Origin of the sequence: Variovorax sp. Varisp41 (genome assembly GCF_047325085.1) — a bacterium.
GTDB lineage: Bacteria > Pseudomonadota > Gammaproteobacteria > Burkholderiales > Burkholderiaceae_C > Variovorax.
Genome location: NZ_CP168541.1, coordinates 1,437,629 through 1,458,443 on the forward strand (window position 1 = coordinate 1,437,629; position 20,815 = coordinate 1,458,443).

Below are 20,815 nucleotides of genomic sequence, written 5' to 3' on the forward strand. Positions count from 1 at the left end.
GCACCCCGTCCTCCGACCTGCGAAGGCGCCCTCACACCCATCAATGGCTCCCCGGCACCCCTTCCTGCAGGAGGCTCCGATGCATCGTGACGAGGCGCTCGAGCGCTACACGCTCGAAGCTCAGAGCTGGGAGCTCGATCGCGCACGTCGCGCCCAAGGCTCCGCCAAGACCGCCTGGGCCGTGGCCGCTGCCGCCACGGCCGTCGCGGTATTCGCCGTGGCCGCTGTCGCTGGACTCACGCCCCTCAAGCAGCCGGTGCCGGTGGTCATTCGCGTGGACAGCAGCAGCGGCATCGTCGACATCGTGCCGACCTACGAAGGTACCACCGACATTCAAGAGGTCGTGACGCGCAACCTGCTGCAGAACTACGTCATTGCACGCGAGCGCTACTTCTACGCGACCGCCGAAGCCGACTACGAGCTGGTCGCCTCCCAGAACTCGCCTCTCCTGAACCAGGCCTGGGCGGCGTCGTGGGCCGCCAACAATCCACTCTCGCCGCTCAACACCTTCAAGGACGGCACGGCCATTCGCGCGCAGGTGCGTGCTGTGACCTTCCTCAAGCTGGAAAGCGGCAAGGAGAAGCTTGCACAAGTTCGCTTCAGCCGCTACGCCCGAGCCGGCGGCACGGGCGATGAGCAGACGACCCATTGGGTGGCGACGATCGAGTTCGCTTACGTGCCGCCATCGAAGGATGACAAATGGCGCTCGCTCAATCCCCTGGGTTTCAGGGTGGTCGAGTATCGGCGCGAGCCCGAAGTCGCACCGACCGTCGCCGTCCCCCTCTCCCCCGCAAAGCAGGCGCGCTGATGAACCATCGTCTTGCATCTCTTCGCCGGCCCGCGCTCGTGCTGGTGCTCGTCATCGGCTGGCTGTGCACCACCCACACGGCGGTGCGCGCCGCAACGATCCCGCCCGAGGGGCACGTGGATGCGCGCGTGCGCACAATCGACTACGACCCGGAAGACGTCATCAGCCTGCATGGCTACGTGGGCTACCAGATTCACCTGCAGTTCGCCGAAGGCGAGACCTTCGTGAACCTGGGCTCCGGCGACAACGGCTCCTTCGACGTAGGTGCGCAGCGCAACCACCTCTTCCTCAAGCCGAAGGAAGCGCAGGCCAATACGAATCTCACGATCCTCACCGACCGTCGCACCTATCACTTCGACTACATCGTCTCAGCCCGGGCGCCCGCCGGGGCCGCGGCTCGACGAATGATCTACTCGATCCGGTTCAACTATCCGGCCGACACGCTGCGCGCTGCCGAAGAGGCGAGCAAGCGCGCTGAGGTGGACGCGAAGCTCACCCGCACGGCAGCCACGCGCAACTGGGACTACTGGTTCTGCGGAAGTGAGTCGCTCAGGCCGATCCGCGCCTCCGACGACGGCCACCACATCCGCCTTCGTTTCGCCGAACAGGCTGAACTGCCGGCCATCTTCGTTCAGAACGACGACGGCACGGAGTCATTGCTGAACTTCAACATCGACGCCGACGAGATCGTGATCCATCGCCTCGCGCGTCGCCTCGTGCTGCGCCGGGGTCAGCTCGTGGGGTGCGTGGTCAACAAGGCATTCGCAAGCGGCGCGCGCACGCCCGGCGCGACGGTGGCGCCCGATGTGCAACGCGCAACCGTGGGAGAGCAACCATGAGCGATGCACCGAATCCGGGACTCAACCCACCGGCGAATTCATCCGCCGACAACGAAGCGCCCGATGGGCGCCGCAGTGCGGGCGCGGTCGATCCAGACACTGGCGAGCTTTATTCCGTTCCCCGTCGTCCGGAGCGCCCTGATGCCTCCCACACCGGGCGCGGCCATGCGATCGACGGGGAGCGGACCATTCCCTCGGTGAATCGGGAACGCACGATCCAGTCGAGGATCAGCAGCTTCGTGGCCATCGGCACCATGCTGCTGCTGGGTGCCGGTTTCCTGTTCTGGTACTACAGCACCCAGTACGCCAGGGGTCGCGAGGCGCAGTTGGCCGCACAGAAGGCCTCGGCGGCCCGCGCCGGCGGCGAAACCAAGGTGCCGCCGCTGGGCCGGATCGACCCGCCGCCGATGCCGCCCCAGACCCCCGCACCGCCGCCCGGCGCTCCACCGGCCGCAGCGGCGGCGACACCGCCCGGCGGGCCACCGCCAAAGACGCCGGCCCAGCTTGCGCTCGAGCGCAAGCTCGGGTCGCCCGTGATGCGGCACGCGCTGTCGCCTGACGCAGCAGCAGCAACGGCCGCTTTCGTCGGCGGCCCCACCGTGCCGGCGGCAAGCGGCGTACCCAACATGGCGCAAATCCTGGGGGCCTTGCAGCCGCCACCCTCCAGCCCCTCCGCCCCTCCCAGCCCTCCCGGCCTCGAGGGCGGTCTCCGGCCGACCCGCACCCCCGCCGTTACAGCACAGGTCCTGCCGACGCGCCGTTTTCTTCTGCCCAAGGGCGCGTTCATCGATTGCACCTTGGAGACCGCGATCGATTCGACCTACGAAGGTCTCACCACCTGCATCGGTGCCAGCGACATCTACAGTGCCGACGGCAAGGTGGTGCTGCTCGAGCGCGGCACAAAGTACGTAGGTGAGCAGCGCGGCTCGCCCCGTCAGGGGCAGGGCCGTGTTTTCGTGCTTTGGAGCGAGGCGAGAACACCCACCGGGGTGGTGGTCCAGCTGGCATCGCCGGGCACCGACGAGCTGGGGCGCAACGGCCTACCGGGATTTGTGGACACCCACTTCTGGGAGCGCTTTGGCGCAGCGATCCTCGTGTCGGTCATCGACGGCACGATGCAGGCGATGACGGCCCAGCAGCAAGGTGGCGCGGGCCTGACCAACCGCGGCGCGCTGGTGGTCGGTCCCCAAGGCAGCCGGGACATCCTGACCGAGGTACTGCGCAGCACCATTGCGATACCTCCAACCGTGATCAAGAACCAGGGCGAACGCATCCAAATCCTGGTGGCCCGAGACGTGGACTTCCGCGATGTCTATGCCCTACGCGTCGCGCCTGCCCAACCCTGAAGAAGCGGAAGCTTCAGGCTTGGCGACGACAGCCACGCCACCGCCGCCCTCCTCGCTCGCGCTGTTTCTCGACCCGCTGATGCCGCTGCTCGAGGACACCGAGGTCACGGAGATCTGCATCAACGAACCAGGAATCGCTTTTGTGGAACGGCAGACAGGATGGACACGCGAAATCGTCGCGTTCGCGAGCTTCGAATGGTGCATGTCAATCGCCAAGCTCGTTGCCAACTTCACGAAGCAGCGCGTCTCGGCTCAAGAACCGTTGTTGTCGGCCACCTTGCCTGGGGGCGAACGCATACAGATCGTGCTGCCGCCGGCGACCTCCGAGCAGACCGTCTCCATCACGATTCGTCGTCCCTCCAGTGCACTGTGGTCGCTCGATCAACTTGAATCGATGGGCGTGTTCGAGGCGACACGCTACAACGAAGCGGTATTGAAGGCAGCGTCGGAGGCGAGCTCGGCCGGCCTCGAAGACCGCGAGCTTGCGGGCCTGCTTCGCGAACGCAGGTTCGGAGACTTCCTGCGCCGCGCAGTTCAACTGCGCCGCAACATCTTGCTGTCGGGCGCCACCGGATCGGGCAAGACGACGCTGAGCAAGGCATTGATTCTCGAAGTTCCCCCCGAGGACCGGCTGATTACGATCGAAGACGTCAGGGAGCTGTCCCTTCGCAACCAGCCCAATCACGTGCGTCTGTTCTACTCCCAGGGCGCTCAGGGACAGGCGATCGTGACGCCAGGGCAGCTCCTGGCTGGTGCCAAGCGCCAGCGTCCCGACCGCATCTTCCTGTCCGAACTGCGAACCGGCGATGAAGTCTATGACTACCTCGTCTCGGTGAACACCGGCCATCCGGGCTCGATCACCAGCGTTCATGCCGACAGCGCCCAAATGGCCTTCGTGGCACTCGCGCAGCTGATGAAGCGCAGTGCCGCAGGCCACGGCATGACCACGCGTGAAGGCGTGGAGCTTTCTCAGCTGAGCGTGGACGTCGTCATCCAATGCGCACGTGTGCGGCAGCGACGCATCGTGCAGGAGATCTGGCATGACCCCAGCACCAAGCGTCGAGCCTTGGCCTAGTGCTTTCAGGATCGGGGGCGCCTTGCTTGTCGCGGCCATGGTAGGCCTGTGGGCGGCGGGCTACGCCTTCTTGATGCTCATGAAGCTGCCGCCCGAGAGCGCCACGCTGTCGACGATCGTTGACTACTGGCTTGCTTACGGTGACCGACCCGAAGTTCGTCGATCGCTGCTGGCCGCTTTGGTGGGGGCACAAGGGATCACGCTCGGTGGCGTCGCCATCGCGATGGTCCCGCGCCGACGCGCGCTGCATGGCGAGGCCCGCTTCGCCACGCACCGCGAGATTCGGAAGGCCGGGCTGCTCGCAGACAACGGCATCGTTCTCGGGCGCCTGGGCGCGCGCTACCTCGTGCTCGCCGGTCAACAAGGCGCCGAAGTTGAAGCACCTCCTCGCAGCGGCAAGGGCGTGGGCGTCGTGGTGCCCAACCTGCTGAACTGGCCCGGCTCCACCATCGTGAGCGACGTGAAGGGAGAGAACTTCATGCGCACAGCGGGATTCCGGCTTTCAAAGGGCCAGGAAGTGCACCTGTTCGATCCCCTGTCCGAGCAGGAGCGCTCCTCGCGCTGGAATCCGCTGGGCTATGTGTCGCAAACGCCGTACCGCTGCATCGACGACCTGCAGCGCATCGGAACGATGCTGTTCCCGGATCCCCTGGCGGGCGATCCCTTCTGGACCTCGTCCGCGCGATCACTGTTCCTCGGGATCGCGCTGTACCTGTTCGAGACACCCGGGGCGACACGCACCTTGGGTGAAGTCCTGCGCCAGGGCATGGCGAGCGATGCGGAGGGCTTCCAGAAACACTGGAAGCGCGTCATCGAATCGTGCGAGCGCGCCGGCTACCCGCTGTCGCAGGAAGCTGTGCGCAGTCTGTACGACGTCATCGACCTCGCGCCAACGACCGCCTCGAGCATCCGCAAGACCTTCACGAGTCGACTTGATCTGTGGCTCAACCCCCTGATCGACGCGGCCACTTCGGCCAACGACTTCGATCTTCGCGACCTGCGCAAGCGTCCGATCTCGATCTATGTGCAGATCAACCCAGACAACATCGCGCGTCTGCAGCCCTTGCTCAACCTGTTCTTCCAGCAGGCCATCGGTTTGCAGACGCGGGAACTGCCCGAGAGCAACCCGGCCCTGAAGCACCAGTTGCTGCTCATGCTCGACGAGTTCCCCGCGCTCGGGCGCATTCCGGTGATCGCGGAATCCACGGCGTTCCTGCCCGGCTACAACGTGCGCACCGTGGTGATCGTCCAGTCCAACTCGCAGCTGATCGAGAAGTACGGCGTGGAGGGTGCCAAGTCGATTCGAAAGATGCTCGCCGCGCGCATCGTTTTTCCGCCCAAAGAGTACGAGGATGCCGAGGCCATCTCGCGCGAGCTTGGCACCTACACGGTTCGCCAGAAAAGCGTCAGCCGCCCGATGTGGGGCGGCTCAGGCACATCGGGCAGCGTCAGCATCAGCGAACAGCCGCGCCGGCTGCTGCTGCCCCAGGAAGTCAAGGAGCTCGACCCGGCGCGCATGATCCTTTTCTATGAAGGACTTCGGCCCGTCCTCGCTCACCGCATCATCTACTTCAAGGACAAATCCTTTGCCCGGCGGGAAATCGCCCCACCCGAAGTCCCGAAGCTTGAGATGGCCGCTCGTGCAACCACGGCACCTGCCGGGAATGCGATGCCTTCGCCTGCGCCACCGGCAGGATCGAGCGCTGCGACTTCGACGACGCCCGCCACGGGCACGGGCCATGCGCGGGCGAAGGACGACCTGCAGATGGCCCAGGCCGTGCTCGACGGCAGCTTGGATCTGAAGGACTTTTCTTTCGATTTCGACGACGTCGACATCCCCACCGAGCCACTGAGTGAGGCGGAGATGAAGCGGCGCACCGACGAGTTCATGGCCCGCCTGCTGGTCTGAGCGGTCCATTCCAACCAAGGCCATCGCATGCACTCCTCATCCAACGCCGCCCCACTCGGCGCGCAGCCGCCAGGGGCCGCACCTCCGCCGCCATCGGGATCCGATGATCCGCAGGAGACCGGCGACACAAGGCGCCCGCGCGGTGGCCGCGCGCCCGTGCGCGGCGTGTTGCTGGAGGCCGCCGCAGCGCCTTATCGGTTCGATCCGGCAGCACGACGCTCGTTCTACGTGCTCCTGCGCACAGAGGTTGGAGAGCGCAGCCTTTGGGGCGCCGACCTGGAAGCCGCACTCCAGCGAGCGGTCTCCCAGCCACGCATCGGAGACGAGGTCGTCGTCCTGCCCCTGGGCACGAAACCCGTCCGGCTTCGCGTGCCCGCCCAGGACGGCCACTCGGAAGCTGTCGGTGAAGAGCGGGTGCTTGCGCAGCGGCGTCACTGGCGCATCGAGACGCTAGACCATATGCACATGCTCGCACAAGAAGCTCAGCAGCTGCGCGTCAAACGAACGCTGTCGCCAGGGAGCATGGAGCGCGACCCCCGTCTGACGTACGCCATGGCCGGGCTGCAACTGGCTGCACAGTATGCGCGGCGCCTCACCGTAGATCCGCACTCTCAGCATCAGTTACTCGCATCCATTCGCCATCGCATCGCTGATGCGCTCGTGGATGGGCTGGACCTCCATCTTCCAGACAGGCGGGTGGCGATGGCGCGAGCGCCCGTCCTCTCAGGGCCGGGACGCGCCACCGAGTGGGACAGGCATGCCCATGAGCGGACGTGAACTCGCAACGCAGAGGCGCGCGCCCTTCGCCGGCCGCTGCGGACTTGAGCCGCACGCTGCCAGATGACCATGCGTCGTGATGCGCACGAGAAGACCTTGATGCCCACAACGCACAGCAGCAGCCGTTGCGAAGCGACGGCCAGCGGCCGCTGGCACGTGGCGGATGGATCGCTCGAGTCGCTCAAGTGGCTCGCGCTGGCGTTGATGGTGGGGGACCATGTCAACAAGTACCTTCTGAGCGGGCAGGTCACGACGCTCTACCTGCTCGGTCGCATGGCGATGCCGCTCTTTGGCTTTGTGCTCATGTACAACCTCGCGCGCCCTCGCATGAAGGCCGCGAGTGTTCATCGACGTGTGGTGAAGCGGCTTGCGGCCTTCGGTGTGCTCGCAACGCCCGCGTTCGTCCTGCTGGTCGGATGGTGGCCACTGAACATCATGGCGACGTTGCTCGTCGCGACCTTGATCGCCTGGCTGCTGGAACTCCGGACCGTCGGCCATCGATGTTTGGCCCTGGTCACCTTTGTAGTGGGCGGCACCGTGGTTGAATTCTGGTGGCCGGGATTGCTGTGCTGCCTGGGCGCGCGCTCTTTCATTCGTCGTCCAAGCATCAAGACCGCGATCGCCTGGCTGCTTGCGACCGCGTCCCTATGGCTCGTCAACGGCAACTTCGCTGCCATGGCCGCGCTGCCGCTGATCTGGGGGTTCAGCCGCATTCATGTTCCCCTTGAACGGCGGCGATGGGTCTTCTATGCCTTCTACCCCGCCCACCTGTTCGTTCTTGCCCTTGCGCTGCACTTCGCCAGCACACCGCGCTGTGCGCGGGCATGCTCACAAGTTGCGACGAACCTCGTAACGGCCCCTGAAGTGCAGCCACTCGCTGGCGCAGCCGAATCGGCCCGACTCAAACCTATCGAAGGTGTCAGCGCGGCCGGAGGTGGCGATTCAAGTACAAACGTGACAAAGTGGCCACCATGAATTCACCCATCGTGACTACCTTTGACGTCGAGCCTGAACTGCGTGCCGAACTCGAATCGGTTGCGGATGCTGACGGACCCGTCAGCACTTCTGCCGCCGATGGGGCGTGCCGAGCCGTCGAACGCTGCCGTGTTCAAGGCGAGTTCTACGCGCGTGGGGATATCGCTTGGCAAGAATATCTACGAACTGGTGTTTCGCAACCTGTGGCCGAGGTGTTCGATCGCATCCAGGCCCGCATTGATGCACGACGTCGCGAGCTTCAAGACCCAAACACATGACCAGGGCTCGCGGGGTTGAGATGACCTCCGCGAAATCCTTCCCGCCCGGCAGATGAAGGTGTTGGTCGTTCATCATCAGCGCGAAGCGGACTACCGCTGAGACGACGCGGCCTTAGGTCTGCGACCCGGGCTTGCGGACCGAGTCACCGCGCTAATGAGGTGAGACGAGCGTCGATGACCCGCCGAGTGGGCGGGAAGCCTCGTCAAGCCGGGCTGTTCGCGCCGACCGCGTGCTCAGTCACCGCATCGGTATCGAGGCGCGGCACCTGCCCGGACGCGCCGCCCTCGGCCTGAAGCGCCAGGTCGAAGGCGTGGACCCGATGGTTCGGTGCCCGATTGATCATCAGCCGCATGACATCGGCGCGCGCATAGTGGCCCGCGGGATCGGCGGCCGCCTTGGCCACCGCGATCTCGCCCAGGTCGATCTCGGCGCAGATGACGCCCTCCCAGGTGTCAGGCATGCGTTCGGACAGCGGGTTGCCATGCGGCCCGTAGATGACGGAGTGCCCGCCGCCGACCGTGAACAGCGCATGCTTGGCCGGCGTATCGCAGATCTGCGACACCATCGACGCCGAGGTCACGGCCGATGGGGCCAGCACGAAGCAGCCACCTTCCAGCGCATAGGTCTGCGTCGCCGCGAGGCTGACCTCCGCGCCAAGCGCGTAAGCGTTCTCCTTGTAGAGGCTGAAACCGGGCCAGGCGGCGATGTGCAGCTGCTCGTTCTGGCTGTACATCGCAAACTTCGTGAGCGGCTGCAGATGCTCCCAGCAGGAGAGCGCGCCGATGCGGCCCAGCGGCGTGTCGCTCACCACGAGGTCGCTGCCATCGCCTTCGCCGAAGACGGTGCGCTCCATGTGCGTCGGCTTGAGCTTGCGCCGGCGCGAAACGGTCTCGCCCCGGTCGTCGATGATCCAGTTGCCGACGTACAGGCTCGCGCCCAGCCGCTCGACCACGCCAAGCGACACGAAGATGCCGAACTGCTTCGCGGCTGCGGCGATGCGTCGCGCGCCCTCGCCGTCGTAGCTGAAGGCGTTCTCGAAGAAGCGCCGCACCCATCCCTTGCCAAAGCCCCAGGCCGGCGCGTCGAGCCAGACCCACCAGGGGTAGCCCGGAATCCAGTCCTCCGGAAAGGCCACGATGGCGGCGCCCTTGCCGGCCGCCTCCTCGATGTAGCGCACCGTGAGGTCGATGGCGGCGTCGTGGTCGCAGAAGCCCGGCGCGGCCTGCACGACGGCCGCTAGGAACTTGGGAGGGAAAAGGGGCGACGGCGCGCCGGTGGATGCATTCATGGACGAAGCGCTCCTCGAGGGATGGGTGAATGAGGGAATGGGTGGGGGAAGACTCAGGCGCGCGCGGAGGCACCGACGCTCGCTGGCGGCGGCACCGGCTCGGCCACGGCCTCGCGGGTCAGCCCGAACAGGCCGTCGATGCGCTGGCGCTCGGCCGCGCCGTGGGGCCGCAGCCATGCGAAGCCGGCGTAGATGGCCAGGTTCACAGCCAGCGCGATCACGCCCGAGGTCAGGCCCCAGGCGGCTTCGAGCTGCCGGGCGAAGAAGCTCTCGAGCACGATGACGAGCGCGAAGCCCACGACCATGCCCGCGATCGCCCCTTCCTTGGTGCCGCGCTTCCAGAAGATGCCCAGGAACTGCGGCACCGCGAGCTGGATGACGCCCTGGTAGGCCAGCACCGCGAGCGTGAACAGCGCCGGCAGCTTGAGGCAGGCGACCCAGGCGGCCAGGGCCGTTAGAACCACCATGCCGATCTTCGACACCGTGACCAGCTGCCGCTGGCTCAACGTGGCGTAGTTCCCGACCAGGTCGTTGGCGATCTGCGCGCCCGTCGCCTGGATGCTGCCGTCGGTGTGGCCGATCGATGCCGCCAGCAGCACCACGCCGGCCAGCCCGAGCAGCAGCAGGCCACCCGCTTCCTGGCTCACGATGAACCACACGTCCTCGGGGTGGCTGGCCACGGAGGGAAGCTGCGAGGCGAGCATGCCGAAGATCAGCAGGGGGATGCAGAAGACCAGCGACGCGGGCATCGCGATGGCCGCCGATTTCTTCAGCGCCGCCACGCCGTCGGCGGTGAACAGGCGCACGAAGATGAACGGCAGGCACCAGCCGCCGATGGTGCTCGTGAACAGCAGGCTGAACAGGTAGAGCGGCCCTTCCTTCGAGCCGAAGGACGGCAGCGAGAACATCGCGGGATCGAGCGACTGCAGCCGCACGCCCTTGCTCGTCCACAGCCACACGACCAGGCCGCACAGCATGAGGCTGCCGAAGATGTAGGCCACGATACCCTGGTACATGTCCGAGATGATCACGCCGCGCATGCCCATGCGCACGGTCCAGATCTGGCGGATCGCGACCACCACCACGCCTAGGATCACCGCCTCCGAGAAGGGCAGCGCACCGAGCGACATGAAGTGGAAGAGGCCACCCATCGCCTGCATCGCGAGCACCAGCCACGGGAAGCCCGACACGATACCGATCAGCGCCGCGATGGTGCGGATGTGCCTGGAGCCGTAGCGCAGGGCGAACAGATCGGGTTGTGTCCGCAGGTCGAAGCGCTGGCCCCAGGTCCATACGCGCTGCGACATGGCGTACATCAGCACCACCGTCATCAGGCTGTAGGCCAGCACGTAGAACGAGATCACGCCGGCGCTGACGGCCAGACCCGCGAAGGCGGTGAACATCGCGCCCGGATACCAGGTGTTGAGGAAGGACATCGCCTGGTAGTTGGCCCCGAACGAGCGGCCGCCCACGGCGTAGTCGGTGAAGGACCGGTCCTTGCGGTAGCTGCGGTGCAGCACGTAGATGATGACGAGGAAGAAGGCCAGCTGGAGGCCGAATGTCAGCGCCATGGCTTCACCCCCTTCCCGCTTCGCCGTATTCGGCGACATAGGCGGCCACCACGCTGGCCGCGATCGACACGCTGAGCGCGAGGAAATAGAACAGGGTCGGCGGCAGGCCGAGGACCGGCGCCCGGTGGTCGTTGACGAGCCAGTGCACGGGCGGCAGCAGGAGCAGCAGCGCATTGAGCAGGAACCACCACCGGATCGAGGCGGGTAGCCGTGGAAGTGTCGCGAGGGGCATGGGAGGCTTCCAGGAAGGCCGCGGGCTGCGGGAGGGAAAAGGGCCGGTACGAGGTCTGCGAGGCGGATCCATCGCATCGCGACGGACTCTAGGAGCGCCGTCCTTCGGCGTGCACCGTTCAAATGAACGGGGTCGGTTCGCGAGGGCGGGCAAGCCGCATTGGCAAGGCGGAGACGCAAGGCTAGGATGGCCCGCCACACCATGCGATGGCATATGGCTTGCTTGTTGGAACGCCCCCAGTTGGAACTCCCATGCTGAACAACCTTCAGGAGTGCGGCAATCTGATTCTTCGGATCAACGAGGCGGCCTACGAGACGCGCGAGGAGGACTTCCAGGCGCGCGTGCTGAGCGACATCGATCGCGTGATCGGTTTCGATCGCGCGTGGTGGGGGATCATGTCGCCCGTCGCCGCAGGCGGCTTTCGTCTGCTGAGCTCCTACCGGGCCAACCTGCCCGCGTCCTACGTCGAGACCTGGGACACCTGCACGCCCGACGATCGCCTGGCCAGCAGCGTCAGCGACGCGCCCACCCACACCGTGCGCTTCGACACCCACCAGCTCCACAGCACGCCGGGCCTGTATGAGATCAACGCGGGGGTCGGCAACCAGCATGCGCTGTGCACCGCGATCAAACTCGCGGAGCGTCCCGGGGACTTCCTGTTCGTCTCGCTGTTCCGTGGCGGCCGCAGCCCCGCGTTCGACGCCTCCGAGGCCTGGGCCAAGCAGTTCCTCATGCCGCATGTCTTCATGGGCTGGCGGCACAACCTCGGGCGCAATCAGGAGCGCGCCGATGCGCAGCCGGCCGGTGGCCTGCTGGCGTCGGCCTTCGTCGACCTCCAGTGGGGCGTGATCGAGAAGTCGGCGGGCTTCCAGGACTGCGTGACCCGGATCTGGCCCGCGTGGGCGCCGCCAGCGCTGCCACCGGCGCTCGTTTCGGCCTTGCGCCGCGACGGCGCGCGAAGCGTTTTCTCGGACCTGGTCTTCTCGATCGAGGCCGCGGGAGCACTGCAGCGGCTCTCGATCCGCAGGCTGCGCGCCATCGATCGCCTCACGCCGCGCGAATCGGACGTGGCGCGCGCGTTCTCCTCGGGCCAGTCGTACAAGGAAGTCGCCCGCGCGCTGCAGCTGTCGCCGGCCACCGTCAGGCACTACCTGCGCGAGATCTACATCAAGCTCGGGCTGACGGACAAGGCGGAACTGGCGAGCCTGTTGAACGCGCCTTGAACCGCCGCCGTCGACGCGCTCAGGCGACGACCGCCTTGCCCATCTCCTCGACCACCTTTTTGCCGTCGCCGACCAGCCTCATGGTCATTCCCATGCAGGACAGCTGTCTGCCCAAACCCGAGATCTCCGGGGCAGCTTGGCGCATGTTTGCCGGCAGGGCTGGACAATGCGCGTCGACGCTGGGCAGTTCAGCGGTCGCAGGCCCCTCCTACGCCAGCTCGCCTCAGGCTGTGATAGCTTTCGTTTTCACCGAATCCCGATCGAAAGCACCGTGGCGCCTGCTTCCATCTCAGCGGCATTTTTGCCACCCGACTCGGCACTCGCCGCGCTGATTGCCCAGCTTGATTGGGCGTCTACGCCCTTGGGCCCGATCGATCAATGGCCTCAGCATCTGTGCTGCGCCGTGGGCATCGTGCTGCATTCGCCGAAGCCCATCGCGCTTCTTTGGGGCGAAGCCGGCATCATGATCTACAACGATGCCTATGCCGTCGTCGCAGGCGGGCGGCATCCAGCTTGCCTGGGTCAACCCTTGCGCGAAGCGTGGCCGGAAGTGTCCGAGTTCAACGATCGCCTCATGAAGACGGTGCTGGCCGGCAAACCTCAATCCTTCGAAGACCACGAGTTCACCTTCTTGCGCAACGGTTCGCCGGAAAGTGTGTGGCTCACGCTCGACTATTCGCCGGTGCCGGATGCCGCCGGAGGGTTCGCTGGAGTGATGGCAACGGTGACCGAAACCACGGGCAAGGTGATGGCAGAGCGCGAGCTGCGCAAGGCCAATCAAACGCTCGAAGCGAGGATCGAGGAGCGCACGCGCGCGCTCGTGGAAGCCGAGGATGCGCTGCGCCAAGCCCAGAAGATGGAGGCGATTGGGCAGCTCACCGGGGGCATCGCACATGATTTCAACAACCTGCTCGGCACCCTGAAGGTCAGCTTCGAGCTCCTCGAACTGCGCATGCGTTCCGGCGACACGCAGCAAGCCCAGCGGTACGTCACTGTCGGCAAGGAAACAGTGGAGCGGGCGGCGTCACTGACCCAGCGTCTTTTGGCCTTCTCTCGCCGCCAGACCTTGGATCCGCGGCGAATTGATCTTCGCCCTCGCCTGAACCAGTTCGAGGAACTTGTTCGTCGCAGCGTCGGGCCATCGATCGCCGTCCAGTTCAATGTTCCGGCGGACCTTTGGCCCGTGCGCGCAGACAGCGCGCAACTCGAGAACGCGCTGCTCAACCTGTGCATCAATGCGCGCGACGCGATGCAGCCCGGTGGGGGAAGCTTGACGGTGACGGGCAACAACTGTTCATTTCCCCACGACGCAAGCACGCCCATCGGGAACGCGCCTGGTGACTACGTGTGCCTCGAGGTGCGCGACACGGGTTGCGGCATGGATGCGCAAACCAAGGCTCATGCCACGGAGCCGTTCTTCACAACCAAACCCTTGGGCCAGGGCACCGGCCTGGGTTTGTCGATGGTGTACGGATTCGCCCGCCAATCGGGTGGCCAAATGCGCATCGAGTCGGAATTGGGTCAAGGCACCACCGTCAGTATCTATATGCCCCGTATCGACGGCGATTCGAACGACACGGAGGCTGCGGTTGGTCAGCGCAACCCAACAAGCGATACGGCGGCATTCTCAGCACCGAGGTCGGCGCGCGTGCTTCTGATCGAGGACGAGGCACCGCTTCGAGCCCTGCTCCAGGAAGAACTTGTCGCCGCGGGCTACGAAGTCACTGCCGCGGCAGACGGCCGGGAAGGCCTTGCGTGCCTGGATGACGGGCCAAACAACGACCTCCAGATCCTGATCACCGATGTCGGACTTCCCGGTGGCATGAATGGACGCCAGGTCGCCGATGTCATGCGCCTGCGCAAACCCGACCTCAAAGTGCTGTTCATCACGGGCTACGCGGCCGGCGCCGCCGTGGGCAATGGTCTTCTGGAGCCTGGGATGGAAGTGATGACCAAGCCTTTCGAGCTGGGCGAATTCAAGCGGCGCATTGCCCGGATGCTCGACACCTGAGCCAACGGTCGGCAGACAGCAATGCCAGCGGCCGTTCATGAACGCGCCTCGATCAAGGCGCTTCCTCATTCAGACGGCGAAACCATTCGCCATACGGTGTGTTCTTGACCAGCTTGCGATTCATATCGGGGGAGCCGTCGGTCCACCACGGCGGGCCGCGCTCGCCCAGCCGACGCTTCGCATGGTCGACAAGGGCGCGCGCGTCCGCGCGCCTCTCGACGGAGGCAGATGCGCGCAGCGCGCGCCGTGCCGCCATCAGTTGGCAAACCCAGAAGTCTTTTTCGTCTTCCGGCAGTCCGGGGTTCGTTGCGCGCCACAGACGTCCACGTATCACCAGATAGCGGCCATCGGGTGTCATAAGGGGGCCGTCGACGGCCTGCGATCGGCTGTTGCTCCCGCTCACTTGCGCTCCTTCTCAAAGAGCAACGAGAGACGAATGGGCCCACCTTGCCCCATCGCTTCGACACGCGCCCCTTTGCGGGTGACGAGCAGTCGCCGGCGAAGGGCGAGTTCCTGGGCCACCTCGCGCACCTGCGGCATCAGGGCCCGCCAGTCCGACGGCGCGCTCGCCAGGGCTCGCGCAACCTCCGAAGGGCAGATGCTGGCTCCAGGCGCACGACGGGCCAGCAGCTCGAAGATTTCCGCTTCGACGGCCTCGTTCGTCACGACCGTCCGTGAGGCAACGCTCATGGCTGCTGGCCTCCCGCGTCAACCAAACCTGCGACTGACAAAGCGCGATCCTTTCAGCCCAAAACGCCAAGGCACATCCATCGCCTTCGAAATGCCGATGCGGACACCGACCACCACATCCTGTGCCACGCTCGGACCCTTCAACTCGAAAGGCGCGCGGTCGAGCTGCAGGCCGTCATGCGAACCGGTGATCCCCAGCGCCTGGGCGACCCGCCCCGGCCCCGCGCACAAGAGCCGCGGCTCGAGAAGCCCTCGGCGTGCCTGCATCGCATCGAGACCGTCCGTCGGCTCCAGCGCGCGAATCAGGACACCGGCGCCGTGGCCCTCCTCCCGGCAGACGAAGTTCAAGCACCAATGCAAGCCGTAGGAGCGGTACACATAAGCGCGGCCTGGCGGACCGAACATCGTGGCGTTGCGCACCGATCGGCCGCCATAGCTGTGCGAGGCCGGGTCCAAGACGTCATAGGCTTCCGTTTCGACGATGCGCCCCCCGACCCCTTCCACCCAAAGCGACGCACCGATCAATGCTCGCGCGAGCTCGGGTGACGAAACGCCAAAGTCGATGGAAGGCGGAGAGCACATGCCGACAGCCTGCTGCCGGTGGCTGCCAAGCGATGTCGCCATCCCCCTGGCGCAGCTGTAGTCGCACGGCGCATCCAAGGCCTAGGTGTGAAGCTTCAATAGGTTGTATCCGGTGTTCATCCGGACTGGGTTTGAGAGACTGGAAGTCGCCAAACACCCAATCCACTCAGGACGCCCAACCGGATGAACACCCATAAGCATGCCCGACTTACCTTTGCCCGCCGAATCGAGATGGTCAAGCAGATGACTTTGGAAGGCTTGAATGCCGTGAGTGCTGCAGCGGCGCACGGTGTCACTGCACCCACGGCCAGGAAGTGGCTCGGGCTGTACTTGGCAGGCGGAGAAGCTGCCTTGGCCGATGCCTCTTCCAAGCCAGCACGCTCGCCCAGGGCCATCGATGCAGGTAAAGCGCTACTCATCGTCGAGCTGCGCAAGCGCCGGATGTTGCAGGCACGCATTGCACGCAGCGTGGGCGTCTCGGCCTCGACTGTTAGCCGTGTGCTGGCGCGAGCAGGCATGTCCAAGCTGAGTGACCTGGAGCCTGCCGAGCCGATCGTGCGCTATGAGCACGAAGCTCCGGGCAGCCTGCTGCATATCGACACCAAGAAGCTTGGGCGCATCGTGCGACCCAGTCATCGCGTGACGGGCAATCGGCGCGACTCGGTCGATGGAGCAGGCTGGGAAACGCTGTTCGTGGCCATCGATGATCACGCCAGGGTGGCCTTCACCGCCATGCATCCAGACGAGAAGCAGGCACAGGCCGTCCTGTTCCTGCGCAACGCCGTGGCCTATTACGCCGGCTTGGGCATTCGCGTACAACGGCTGCTGACGGACAACGGTTCAGCGTTCCGCTCGCGAGAGTTCAGGGCGACTTGCATCGAACTCGGAATCAAGCACAGCTTCACGCGGCCCTACCGGCCGCAGACCAACGGCAAAGCCGAGCGGTTCATCCAGTCCGCGTTGCGTGAGTGGGCCTATGGCTGGGTCTACCAGAACTCAGCCCACCGAACCGATGCCTTGGCGGATTGGCAGCACCACTACAACTGGCATCGCCCGCACAGCGGCATTGGCGGCATCGCGCCTATGTCCAGACTCAACTCGTCAAGAAACAACCTCTTGACGCTTCACACCTAGGCAGATGCCGGAGCAGGCTCACGGCAGCGCATCCAGCGCCTCGACATTGCACTCTTCGAGAACAAGGTGCACATTGGACTTTTTCTTCGCAAAAGGTGTTGACCGATGGCACTCGCTTTGCTTTCTGAAATTGCTGCAATCAAGCTGCCGCTCACTGTCATCGCGAGAGCGGACGTGCAGAAGGTGTCTCGCCTGGTTTACGCTGGCCTTGTGGAAGCGAGGTTTCGCACGCTCAGCGGGCGGTCGACGGGCTACTGCGATCCGCTCGAGGCAACGGTCACCGCGATCACGCCCGAGGGCTGGCTATCTCTCGGCCGCCGACAGTGAACCACGCAGTGGCTGCGGCGCGGCCTGTGTCCGCTGCCGTGGGCAGTTCCTGAGAAGCTGCGAGACGCCCTGCGGCCCCGCATCCGGAATGGTGCCTCTTCCTCCGCGCTTCAATCGTTGACGCAGCTGTTCTCGTCCGCGACAAGGCATTCGGGAAGATCTTCCCCGACGGCACCGCCGCGCGTGCGCACCGCCGTGGAGGCCGCCTGTGCCACTGCCAAGTCGCGTGGCAGGAGGACCCAGAGTTGTCCTCGCTCCTTCATGCGCCGAGCCTGCGTCGCAGCTTGCTGGCCATTGCCGAAGAAGTAGTCCGCGCGCACCGCGCCGCGAATGGCACCGCCCGTGTCCTGCGCGATCGTCAAGCGGCGCATCGGCGCCCCGCTGCCTGGCGCGCGCGTGGACACGAACACGGGATACCCGAGCGGCGTGCTTCGCGGATCCACTGCGATCGAGCGTCCAGGCGATAGCGGCACCCCCAGCGCGCCAACCGGTCCTCCGCCAGGCGCATTGGCCTCCTTGAAAAACACGTAGCTTGGATCCTCGATGCCCGAGCCAGTCACCCGCTGTGCGGCGCGGCGTCCGGGCACCGCAACAGCGCCATTGACCTTGGGCAGGGCGAGTGTGAAGCCACGCGTGCGAACCACGGAGACGTCGGCGCTGCTGGCGGCCGCGGGTTGCACTGCTTCGTCCTCCTCATCGTCATTGTCGAGCTCGAGTTCCAGCGAGGAGCCGCGCACTTTCACGGGGCTGCGAGGTTTGCCGGACGCCGCCTGGGCCAGCGTGGGCCTGAACGGCTGACCGTTCTGCTCCGCGTAAGCGATGCGAATCACCTCGCCCGAGTCCAGACGAATGCGGCCAGAGCCCTGGATCTGCATCTCGTAGAGCGCAGAAGCGTTGTTCACGAAGGCGATGACCTTGGCATTCGGCGCACCCTTGGTTTCGATTTCCTTGCGTGTGTAGTAGGGCAGGAGCCGCTTTCCCTCGACACGAAGACGCACCTTGCGATCCAACGTGTCTCTGGTGATGCGCGAGAGATCGAGCGCGTACAACCCTGCGCGGCCCATGTCACGCGTGCTCAGTCCCGCTTGCACCACAACACTGCGCCCCGTCACACGCGCAGCGACGATCCCATCGCCTTTGGGAAGTTTTCGCGCATCCGCAAACAGCATGTCTTGGGGCTGTGCATACACGGGGTAGATGTTGGGGGCGCCGTAGTGCCGACTGCCGCTGATCTCAGGCTCGAAGTAGCCGGTGACGACGCCGTCAGGGCGCCGATCATCGTCTCGGATCTGATAGGCCGAGAAATCGCGCTCGAAAAAATGGCGGATGGCCAAGTCATCGGCACGATCTACTTTTCGTGCACGATCGCAGACTTGCCGCCACGCCTGTGCTCGCCCCGACAAGACCTTGCAGCTGCCGAGAAACGCCGGCCATGTCTCCGAGAAATCATCCTGCCGCCAGCCCGGCAAGAGCTCGAAGCCCACCGAGGTGTAGGTGGCCAACCGAGTGGAAAAAGTACGCGCTCGACCCGCGATCGCACCCGCGCTGCTCAACCCAGGCCCGCCGGCGACGGATGCCTGCGACCCGCTCGATCTCGCTTGCCCTGTTGAGCGCGATGGAGAGGCCGGACGAGGACCCGGCAGCGGCGCTGATGCACGCGGTGTTGACGTTGCCGAGCGCTGCGCCGATGGGTTTGCCGACCACTCAGGCATCGCGCCGGGACCTCCTGCACCGCCCACCGAATGGGAGTCCCCCATCGTGCACGCTACCAGCGTCACTGCGCCCAGGGCACTCAGGGCGACCCAGCGAGCAAGGGTCTTGTCTCCCAGTTGCATGCCGATTCCTCGCGAAGGAGCTTGCTGATGCGCCACGTGACCGACGAAGTGGCGCTGCGAACGGCCAAGCTTAATGCCGGCCAGGTGTTTGCGAATCGGGGCGACTGCCTAGCGCAAACGACGTAGGAACGCCGCACACGCGAGGACAAGGCTCGCCGCCGGGCCTTGCTTGGGCGCTGCAATGCGCAGGCAGCCGGCGCGTTGCTGTGGATGTACCTTCGCTGCCGATCCACTGCGGCGATGAAGGATCTGCAGGCGGCTTGTTGAATCGAGCAGACGTCGTCAGCACTTCGATCGTGAGGTAGCCGCATTCGCCATGAAGCTCATCTTCATCCACAGGTCTCGACTCGAAGCCTTCGCCGATGATGGATGGGAAGGTTAACGCCCCGCGCTGCAACGCTTCCTGGCTTCTCAAAGGACCATCCGGTCCCACGCCCGATTTGCCCACTCATACTTTCCGCAAGCATAGGAGACGAGCGTGTCCACCGCGGCTTCGCTGCTCACCGGCTGCGCAGTCCGATAGTGACAGCCCGTCGTGACCAGCTGGTGCTCGAGATGAAAACCCCGATCGTCGGCGTAGACCTGCATGTAGGTTCCATCGCGTCGCTCCACGATCGCGAAGGCATCGGGCGCTTCGGCCAGTCGAGGAATCCAGTGGCGCAGATTGTCCTCCGTCGCCTCCTCGCCGACACCAAAGTCGGGGCACTCCAGGAAGGGGCGCTGGTACTCTGCGCCGATATCGAAGACCAGGTGGGCATGCGCGCTCGATGCGTCCTGGTGGTACATCGCGATGAAGAAGCAATCCTTGGCAGCGAGCGGGACATGAACGAGGGAGATTCGTTGCACCTTGCAGCGCCTCGCGAGCACCAACTCAAGACTGGGTTCCGGTCCGAGCGGCAAGCGAAGCTCTTCGCGAAGACGCTGCGCAAGCGAAAGGGCATCGCGCTTGATGCGTTCCCCTGCCGCGAACTCCTCAGTGCCCTCCTGGAGAAGCGCCAGGTATTCGTGGAGTTGCATCAAACGCGAAGGCGTCGGCGCCGCGGAGCGGGAGGCGAACAAGGAGGCGATCTTGCGTGCGAGCATGCTGGCGACAGGATGAGTCAAGACGATCTGCGGCGATAGGATGCCGGCGAGCAAACGGCCTGTCCAGTTCACCGCTGTCTTTCCGCTCGCCTTGAGCGACTTCGCGCCGACCAAGCCGCAAGCGGCAGTGCGCTCACACTTGCGCTTGCAAGCAAGTGCGGTCCTTACCTAATGACCCGACGGACATCGTCCTACTTTGGGTCCGCACGTGGGTTCCTAGATTGACAGTCATTGGAGACGCACGGGGCGACTCCATCAATCATCAAGCCCAGGGGACTCACCCATGAAAAAGCATCTTCTCGTTCTCGCCATCGCATCCACCTGCTTCGCCATGAGCGCGGCCAACGCCGCCGAAGGCATGACCAAGGACCAGTACAACGTGGCCAAGGAAAAGATCGAGGCCGACTACAAGGTCGCCAAGGCCAAGTGCGACACGATGAAGGACAACGCCAAGGACGTCTGCGAGAAGGAAGCCAAGGGCACGGAGAACGTGGCGAAGGCGCAGCTGGAGCAGGACTACAAGCCCAGCGCCGCACACGCGAAGAAGGTCGCCGAGGAAAAGGCCAACATGACCTACGACGTTGCCAAGGAAAAGTGCGACGACCAATCGGGCGATGCCAAGAACTCTTGCGTGAGCCAAGCCAAGGCCGACCATGACAAGGCCAAGGCCGACATCAAAGCGATGAAGGGCTAAACCCATCCCGAGACGGCAAGACAAGGGGTACGCAATCAGGCGTACCCCCCTGCCTTCCTCTGTGCCCCGCCTTGCGCGGGGCATTCTTTTTCTGGCTTCAACCGGTCCCCAGGCGCCGGTCGCGCCCAATGGAGAAC

General features: G+C 65.1%; 22 protein-coding genes. 13 read left to right on the top strand and 9 right to left on the bottom strand.

All coding sequences use genetic code 11. The annotated features are described in order from the left end of the window. The first annotated feature begins 79 nt into the window (after nt 1-79). The 8 genes from ACEN9J_RS37970 (at nt 80) to ACEN9J_RS38005 (ending at nt 8,007) form a co-directional block, all read left to right on the top strand. Nucleotides 80-808, top strand: a complete 729-nt coding sequence (locus ACEN9J_RS37970) for a virB8 family protein (RefSeq protein ID WP_296736398.1) — start codon at nt 80-82, stop codon at nt 806-808. Next, entirely contained in the window at nt 808-1,647 is an 840-nt protein-coding gene (locus tag ACEN9J_RS37975) for a TrbG/VirB9 family P-type conjugative transfer protein (protein ID WP_413764964.1), read from the top strand. Before ACEN9J_RS37970 ends, ACEN9J_RS37975 begins: the two co-directional genes overlap by 1 nt. After that, nucleotides 1,644-2,993 (top strand): type IV secretion system protein VirB10, encoded by a 1,350-nt coding sequence (gene virB10 / locus ACEN9J_RS37980; RefSeq protein WP_413764965.1) that lies wholly within the window; start codon nt 1,644-1,646, stop codon nt 2,991-2,993. Before ACEN9J_RS37975 ends, virB10 begins: the two co-directional genes overlap by 4 nt. Further along, on the top strand, nt 2,956-4,068 hold the full coding sequence (gene virB11 / locus ACEN9J_RS37985; RefSeq protein ID WP_261211775.1) for a P-type DNA transfer ATPase VirB11: 1,113 nt from the start codon (nt 2,956-2,958) through the stop codon (nt 4,066-4,068). The genes virB10 and virB11 overlap by 38 nt, the downstream gene beginning before the upstream one ends. Next, nucleotides 4,034-5,977 (top strand): type IV secretory system conjugative DNA transfer family protein, encoded by a 1,944-nt coding sequence (locus tag ACEN9J_RS37990; RefSeq protein WP_261211774.1) that lies wholly within the window; start codon nt 4,034-4,036, stop codon nt 5,975-5,977. Before virB11 ends, ACEN9J_RS37990 begins: the two co-directional genes overlap by 35 nt. A gap of 27 nt (nt 5,978-6,004) precedes the next feature. Then, entirely contained in the window at nt 6,005-6,754 is a 750-nt protein-coding gene (locus tag ACEN9J_RS37995) for a hypothetical protein (RefSeq protein WP_413764966.1), read from the top strand. A 63-nt stretch (nt 6,755-6,817) separates the two neighbouring features. After that, entirely contained in the window at nt 6,818-7,729 is a 912-nt protein-coding gene (locus ACEN9J_RS38000; RefSeq protein ID WP_413764967.1) for a TraX family protein, read from the top strand. After that, a complete protein-coding gene (locus ACEN9J_RS38005; protein ID WP_261211771.1) occupies nt 7,726-8,007 on the top strand; it encodes a hypothetical protein in 282 nt (93 codons plus the stop codon). The genes ACEN9J_RS38000 and ACEN9J_RS38005 overlap by 4 nt, the downstream gene beginning before the upstream one ends. A 203-nt stretch (nt 8,008-8,210) precedes the next feature. Here the strand turns inward: ACEN9J_RS38005 and ACEN9J_RS38010 are convergent, their stop codons facing one another. The 3 genes from ACEN9J_RS38010 to ACEN9J_RS38020 are packed head-to-tail and all read right to left on the bottom strand — an operon-like array spanning nt 8,211 to nt 11,099. Beyond that, nucleotides 8,211-9,296 carry a carbon-nitrogen hydrolase family protein gene (locus ACEN9J_RS38010; RefSeq protein WP_413764968.1) on the bottom strand — a complete coding sequence of 362 codons (1,086 nt, stop codon included), beginning with the start codon at nt 9,294-9,296 and terminating at the stop codon, nt 8,211-8,213. 53 nt (nt 9,297-9,349) lie between these two features. Continuing rightward, nucleotides 9,350-10,867, bottom strand: coding sequence for a sodium:solute symporter family protein (locus ACEN9J_RS38015; protein WP_413764969.1), 1,518 nt, complete (start codon nt 10,865-10,867; stop codon nt 9,350-9,352). A 4-nt stretch (nt 10,868-10,871) separates the two neighbouring features. Further along, complete coding sequence (locus ACEN9J_RS38020; protein ID WP_057596348.1) at nt 10,872-11,099, bottom strand: hypothetical protein; 228 nt, start codon at nt 11,097-11,099, stop codon at nt 10,872-10,874. Between the two features lie 251 nt (nt 11,100-11,350). Here ACEN9J_RS38020 and ACEN9J_RS38025 point away from each other — a divergent pair, with 251 nt between their 5' ends. Further along, entirely contained in the window at nt 11,351-12,322 is a 972-nt protein-coding gene (locus tag ACEN9J_RS38025) for a helix-turn-helix transcriptional regulator (protein ID WP_296736370.1), read from the top strand. A gap of 19 nt (nt 12,323-12,341) precedes the next feature. Here the strand turns inward: ACEN9J_RS38025 and ACEN9J_RS38030 are convergent, their stop codons facing one another. After that, a complete protein-coding gene (locus ACEN9J_RS38030; protein ID WP_296736368.1) occupies nt 12,342-12,467 on the bottom strand; it encodes a hypothetical protein in 126 nt (41 codons plus the stop codon). A 126-nt stretch (nt 12,468-12,593) separates the two neighbouring features. On the opposite strand from ACEN9J_RS38030, the gene ACEN9J_RS38035 reads away from it, so the two are divergent. Continuing rightward, a complete protein-coding gene (locus ACEN9J_RS38035; protein WP_413764970.1) occupies nt 12,594-14,333 on the top strand; it encodes an ATP-binding protein in 1,740 nt (579 codons plus the stop codon). 52 nt (nt 14,334-14,385) lie between these two features. On the opposite strand, the gene ACEN9J_RS38040 is transcribed toward ACEN9J_RS38035, so the two are convergent. From ACEN9J_RS38040 to ACEN9J_RS38050, 3 genes are read right to left on the bottom strand one after another with little or no spacing between them, the layout of a single operon-like run. After that, nucleotides 14,386-14,736, bottom strand: coding sequence for a hypothetical protein (locus tag ACEN9J_RS38040; RefSeq protein WP_261211763.1), 351 nt, complete (start codon nt 14,734-14,736; stop codon nt 14,386-14,388). Further along, on the bottom strand, nt 14,733-15,023 hold the full coding sequence (locus tag ACEN9J_RS38045) for a DUF3253 domain-containing protein (protein ID WP_261211762.1): 291 nt from the start codon (nt 15,021-15,023) through the stop codon (nt 14,733-14,735). The genes ACEN9J_RS38040 and ACEN9J_RS38045 overlap by 4 nt, the downstream gene beginning before the upstream one ends. 18 nt (nt 15,024-15,041) lie before the next feature. After that, on the bottom strand, nt 15,042-15,647 hold the full coding sequence (locus ACEN9J_RS38050; RefSeq protein WP_261211761.1) for a DNA-3-methyladenine glycosylase: 606 nt from the start codon (nt 15,645-15,647) through the stop codon (nt 15,042-15,044). Nucleotides 15,648-15,788: 141 nt separating this feature from the next. Between ACEN9J_RS38050 and ACEN9J_RS38055 the strand changes: the two genes are divergently transcribed. Together ACEN9J_RS38055 and ACEN9J_RS38060 are read left to right on the top strand one after the other, a co-directional pair. Beyond that, entirely contained in the window at nt 15,789-16,739 is a 951-nt protein-coding gene (locus tag ACEN9J_RS38055; RefSeq protein ID WP_413764971.1) for an IS481 family transposase, read from the top strand. Nucleotides 16,740-16,844: 105 nt separating this feature from the next. Beyond that, nucleotides 16,845-17,066: a hypothetical protein gene (locus ACEN9J_RS38060; RefSeq protein WP_057596352.1), complete on the top strand. Its 222-nt coding sequence runs from the start codon at nt 16,845-16,847 to the stop codon at nt 17,064-17,066. Nucleotides 17,067-17,176: 110 nt separating this feature from the next. Here the strand turns inward: ACEN9J_RS38060 and ACEN9J_RS38065 are convergent, their stop codons facing one another. Together ACEN9J_RS38065 and ACEN9J_RS38070 are read right to left on the bottom strand one after the other, a co-directional pair. After that, nucleotides 17,177-18,568, bottom strand: a complete 1,392-nt coding sequence (locus ACEN9J_RS38065) for a murein transglycosylase A (protein ID WP_261211758.1) — start codon at nt 18,566-18,568, stop codon at nt 17,177-17,179. A 744-nt stretch (nt 18,569-19,312) separates the two neighbouring features. Then, complete coding sequence (locus ACEN9J_RS38070) at nt 19,313-20,056, bottom strand: hypothetical protein (RefSeq protein WP_413764972.1); 744 nt, start codon at nt 20,054-20,056, stop codon at nt 19,313-19,315. Nucleotides 20,057-20,267: 211 nt separating this feature from the next. Between ACEN9J_RS38070 and ACEN9J_RS38075 the strand changes: the two genes are divergently transcribed. Next, complete coding sequence (locus ACEN9J_RS38075) at nt 20,268-20,678, top strand: hypothetical protein (RefSeq protein WP_057596354.1); 411 nt, start codon at nt 20,268-20,270, stop codon at nt 20,676-20,678. Nucleotides 20,679-20,815: the final 137 nt, after the last annotated feature.

Coding starts and splice junctions, on each gene's coding strand:
- ACEN9J_RS38030 (WP_296736368.1), bottom strand. CDS start 12,467: ATGCGCCAAGCTGCCCCGGAGATCTCGGGTTTGGGCAGACAGCTGTCC.
- ACEN9J_RS38055 (WP_413764971.1), top strand. CDS start 15,789: ATGAACACCCATAAGCATGCCCGACTTACCTTTGCCCGCCGAATCGAG.
- ACEN9J_RS38025 (WP_296736370.1), top strand. CDS start 11,351: ATGCTGAACAACCTTCAGGAGTGCGGCAATCTGATTCTTCGGATCAAC.
- virB10 (WP_413764965.1), top strand. CDS start 1,644: ATGAGCGATGCACCGAATCCGGGACTCAACCCACCGGCGAATTCATCC.
- ACEN9J_RS37975 (WP_413764964.1), top strand. CDS start 808: ATGAACCATCGTCTTGCATCTCTTCGCCGGCCCGCGCTCGTGCTGGTG.
- ACEN9J_RS37990 (WP_261211774.1), top strand. CDS start 4,034: ATGACCCCAGCACCAAGCGTCGAGCCTTGGCCTAGTGCTTTCAGGATC.
- ACEN9J_RS38050 (WP_261211761.1), bottom strand. CDS start 15,647: ATGGCGACATCGCTTGGCAGCCACCGGCAGCAGGCTGTCGGCATGTGC.
- ACEN9J_RS38075 (WP_057596354.1), top strand. CDS start 20,268: ATGAAAAAGCATCTTCTCGTTCTCGCCATCGCATCCACCTGCTTCGCC.
- ACEN9J_RS38060 (WP_057596352.1), top strand. CDS start 16,845: ATGGCACTCGCTTTGCTTTCTGAAATTGCTGCAATCAAGCTGCCGCTC.
- ACEN9J_RS38020 (WP_057596348.1), bottom strand. CDS start 11,099: ATGCCCCTCGCGACACTTCCACGGCTACCCGCCTCGATCCGGTGGTGG.
- ACEN9J_RS37970 (WP_296736398.1), top strand. CDS start 80: ATGCATCGTGACGAGGCGCTCGAGCGCTACACGCTCGAAGCTCAGAGC.
- ACEN9J_RS38015 (WP_413764969.1), bottom strand. CDS start 10,867: ATGGCGCTGACATTCGGCCTCCAGCTGGCCTTCTTCCTCGTCATCATC.
- ACEN9J_RS38045 (WP_261211762.1), bottom strand. CDS start 15,023: ATGAGCGTTGCCTCACGGACGGTCGTGACGAACGAGGCCGTCGAAGCG.
- ACEN9J_RS37995 (WP_413764966.1), top strand. CDS start 6,005: ATGCACTCCTCATCCAACGCCGCCCCACTCGGCGCGCAGCCGCCAGGG.
- ACEN9J_RS38010 (WP_413764968.1), bottom strand. CDS start 9,296: ATGAATGCATCCACCGGCGCGCCGTCGCCCCTTTTCCCTCCCAAGTTC.
- ACEN9J_RS38000 (WP_413764967.1), top strand. CDS start 6,818: ATGACCATGCGTCGTGATGCGCACGAGAAGACCTTGATGCCCACAACG.
- ACEN9J_RS38005 (WP_261211771.1), top strand. CDS start 7,726: ATGAATTCACCCATCGTGACTACCTTTGACGTCGAGCCTGAACTGCGT.
- virB11 (WP_261211775.1), top strand. CDS start 2,956: ATGTCTATGCCCTACGCGTCGCGCCTGCCCAACCCTGAAGAAGCGGAA.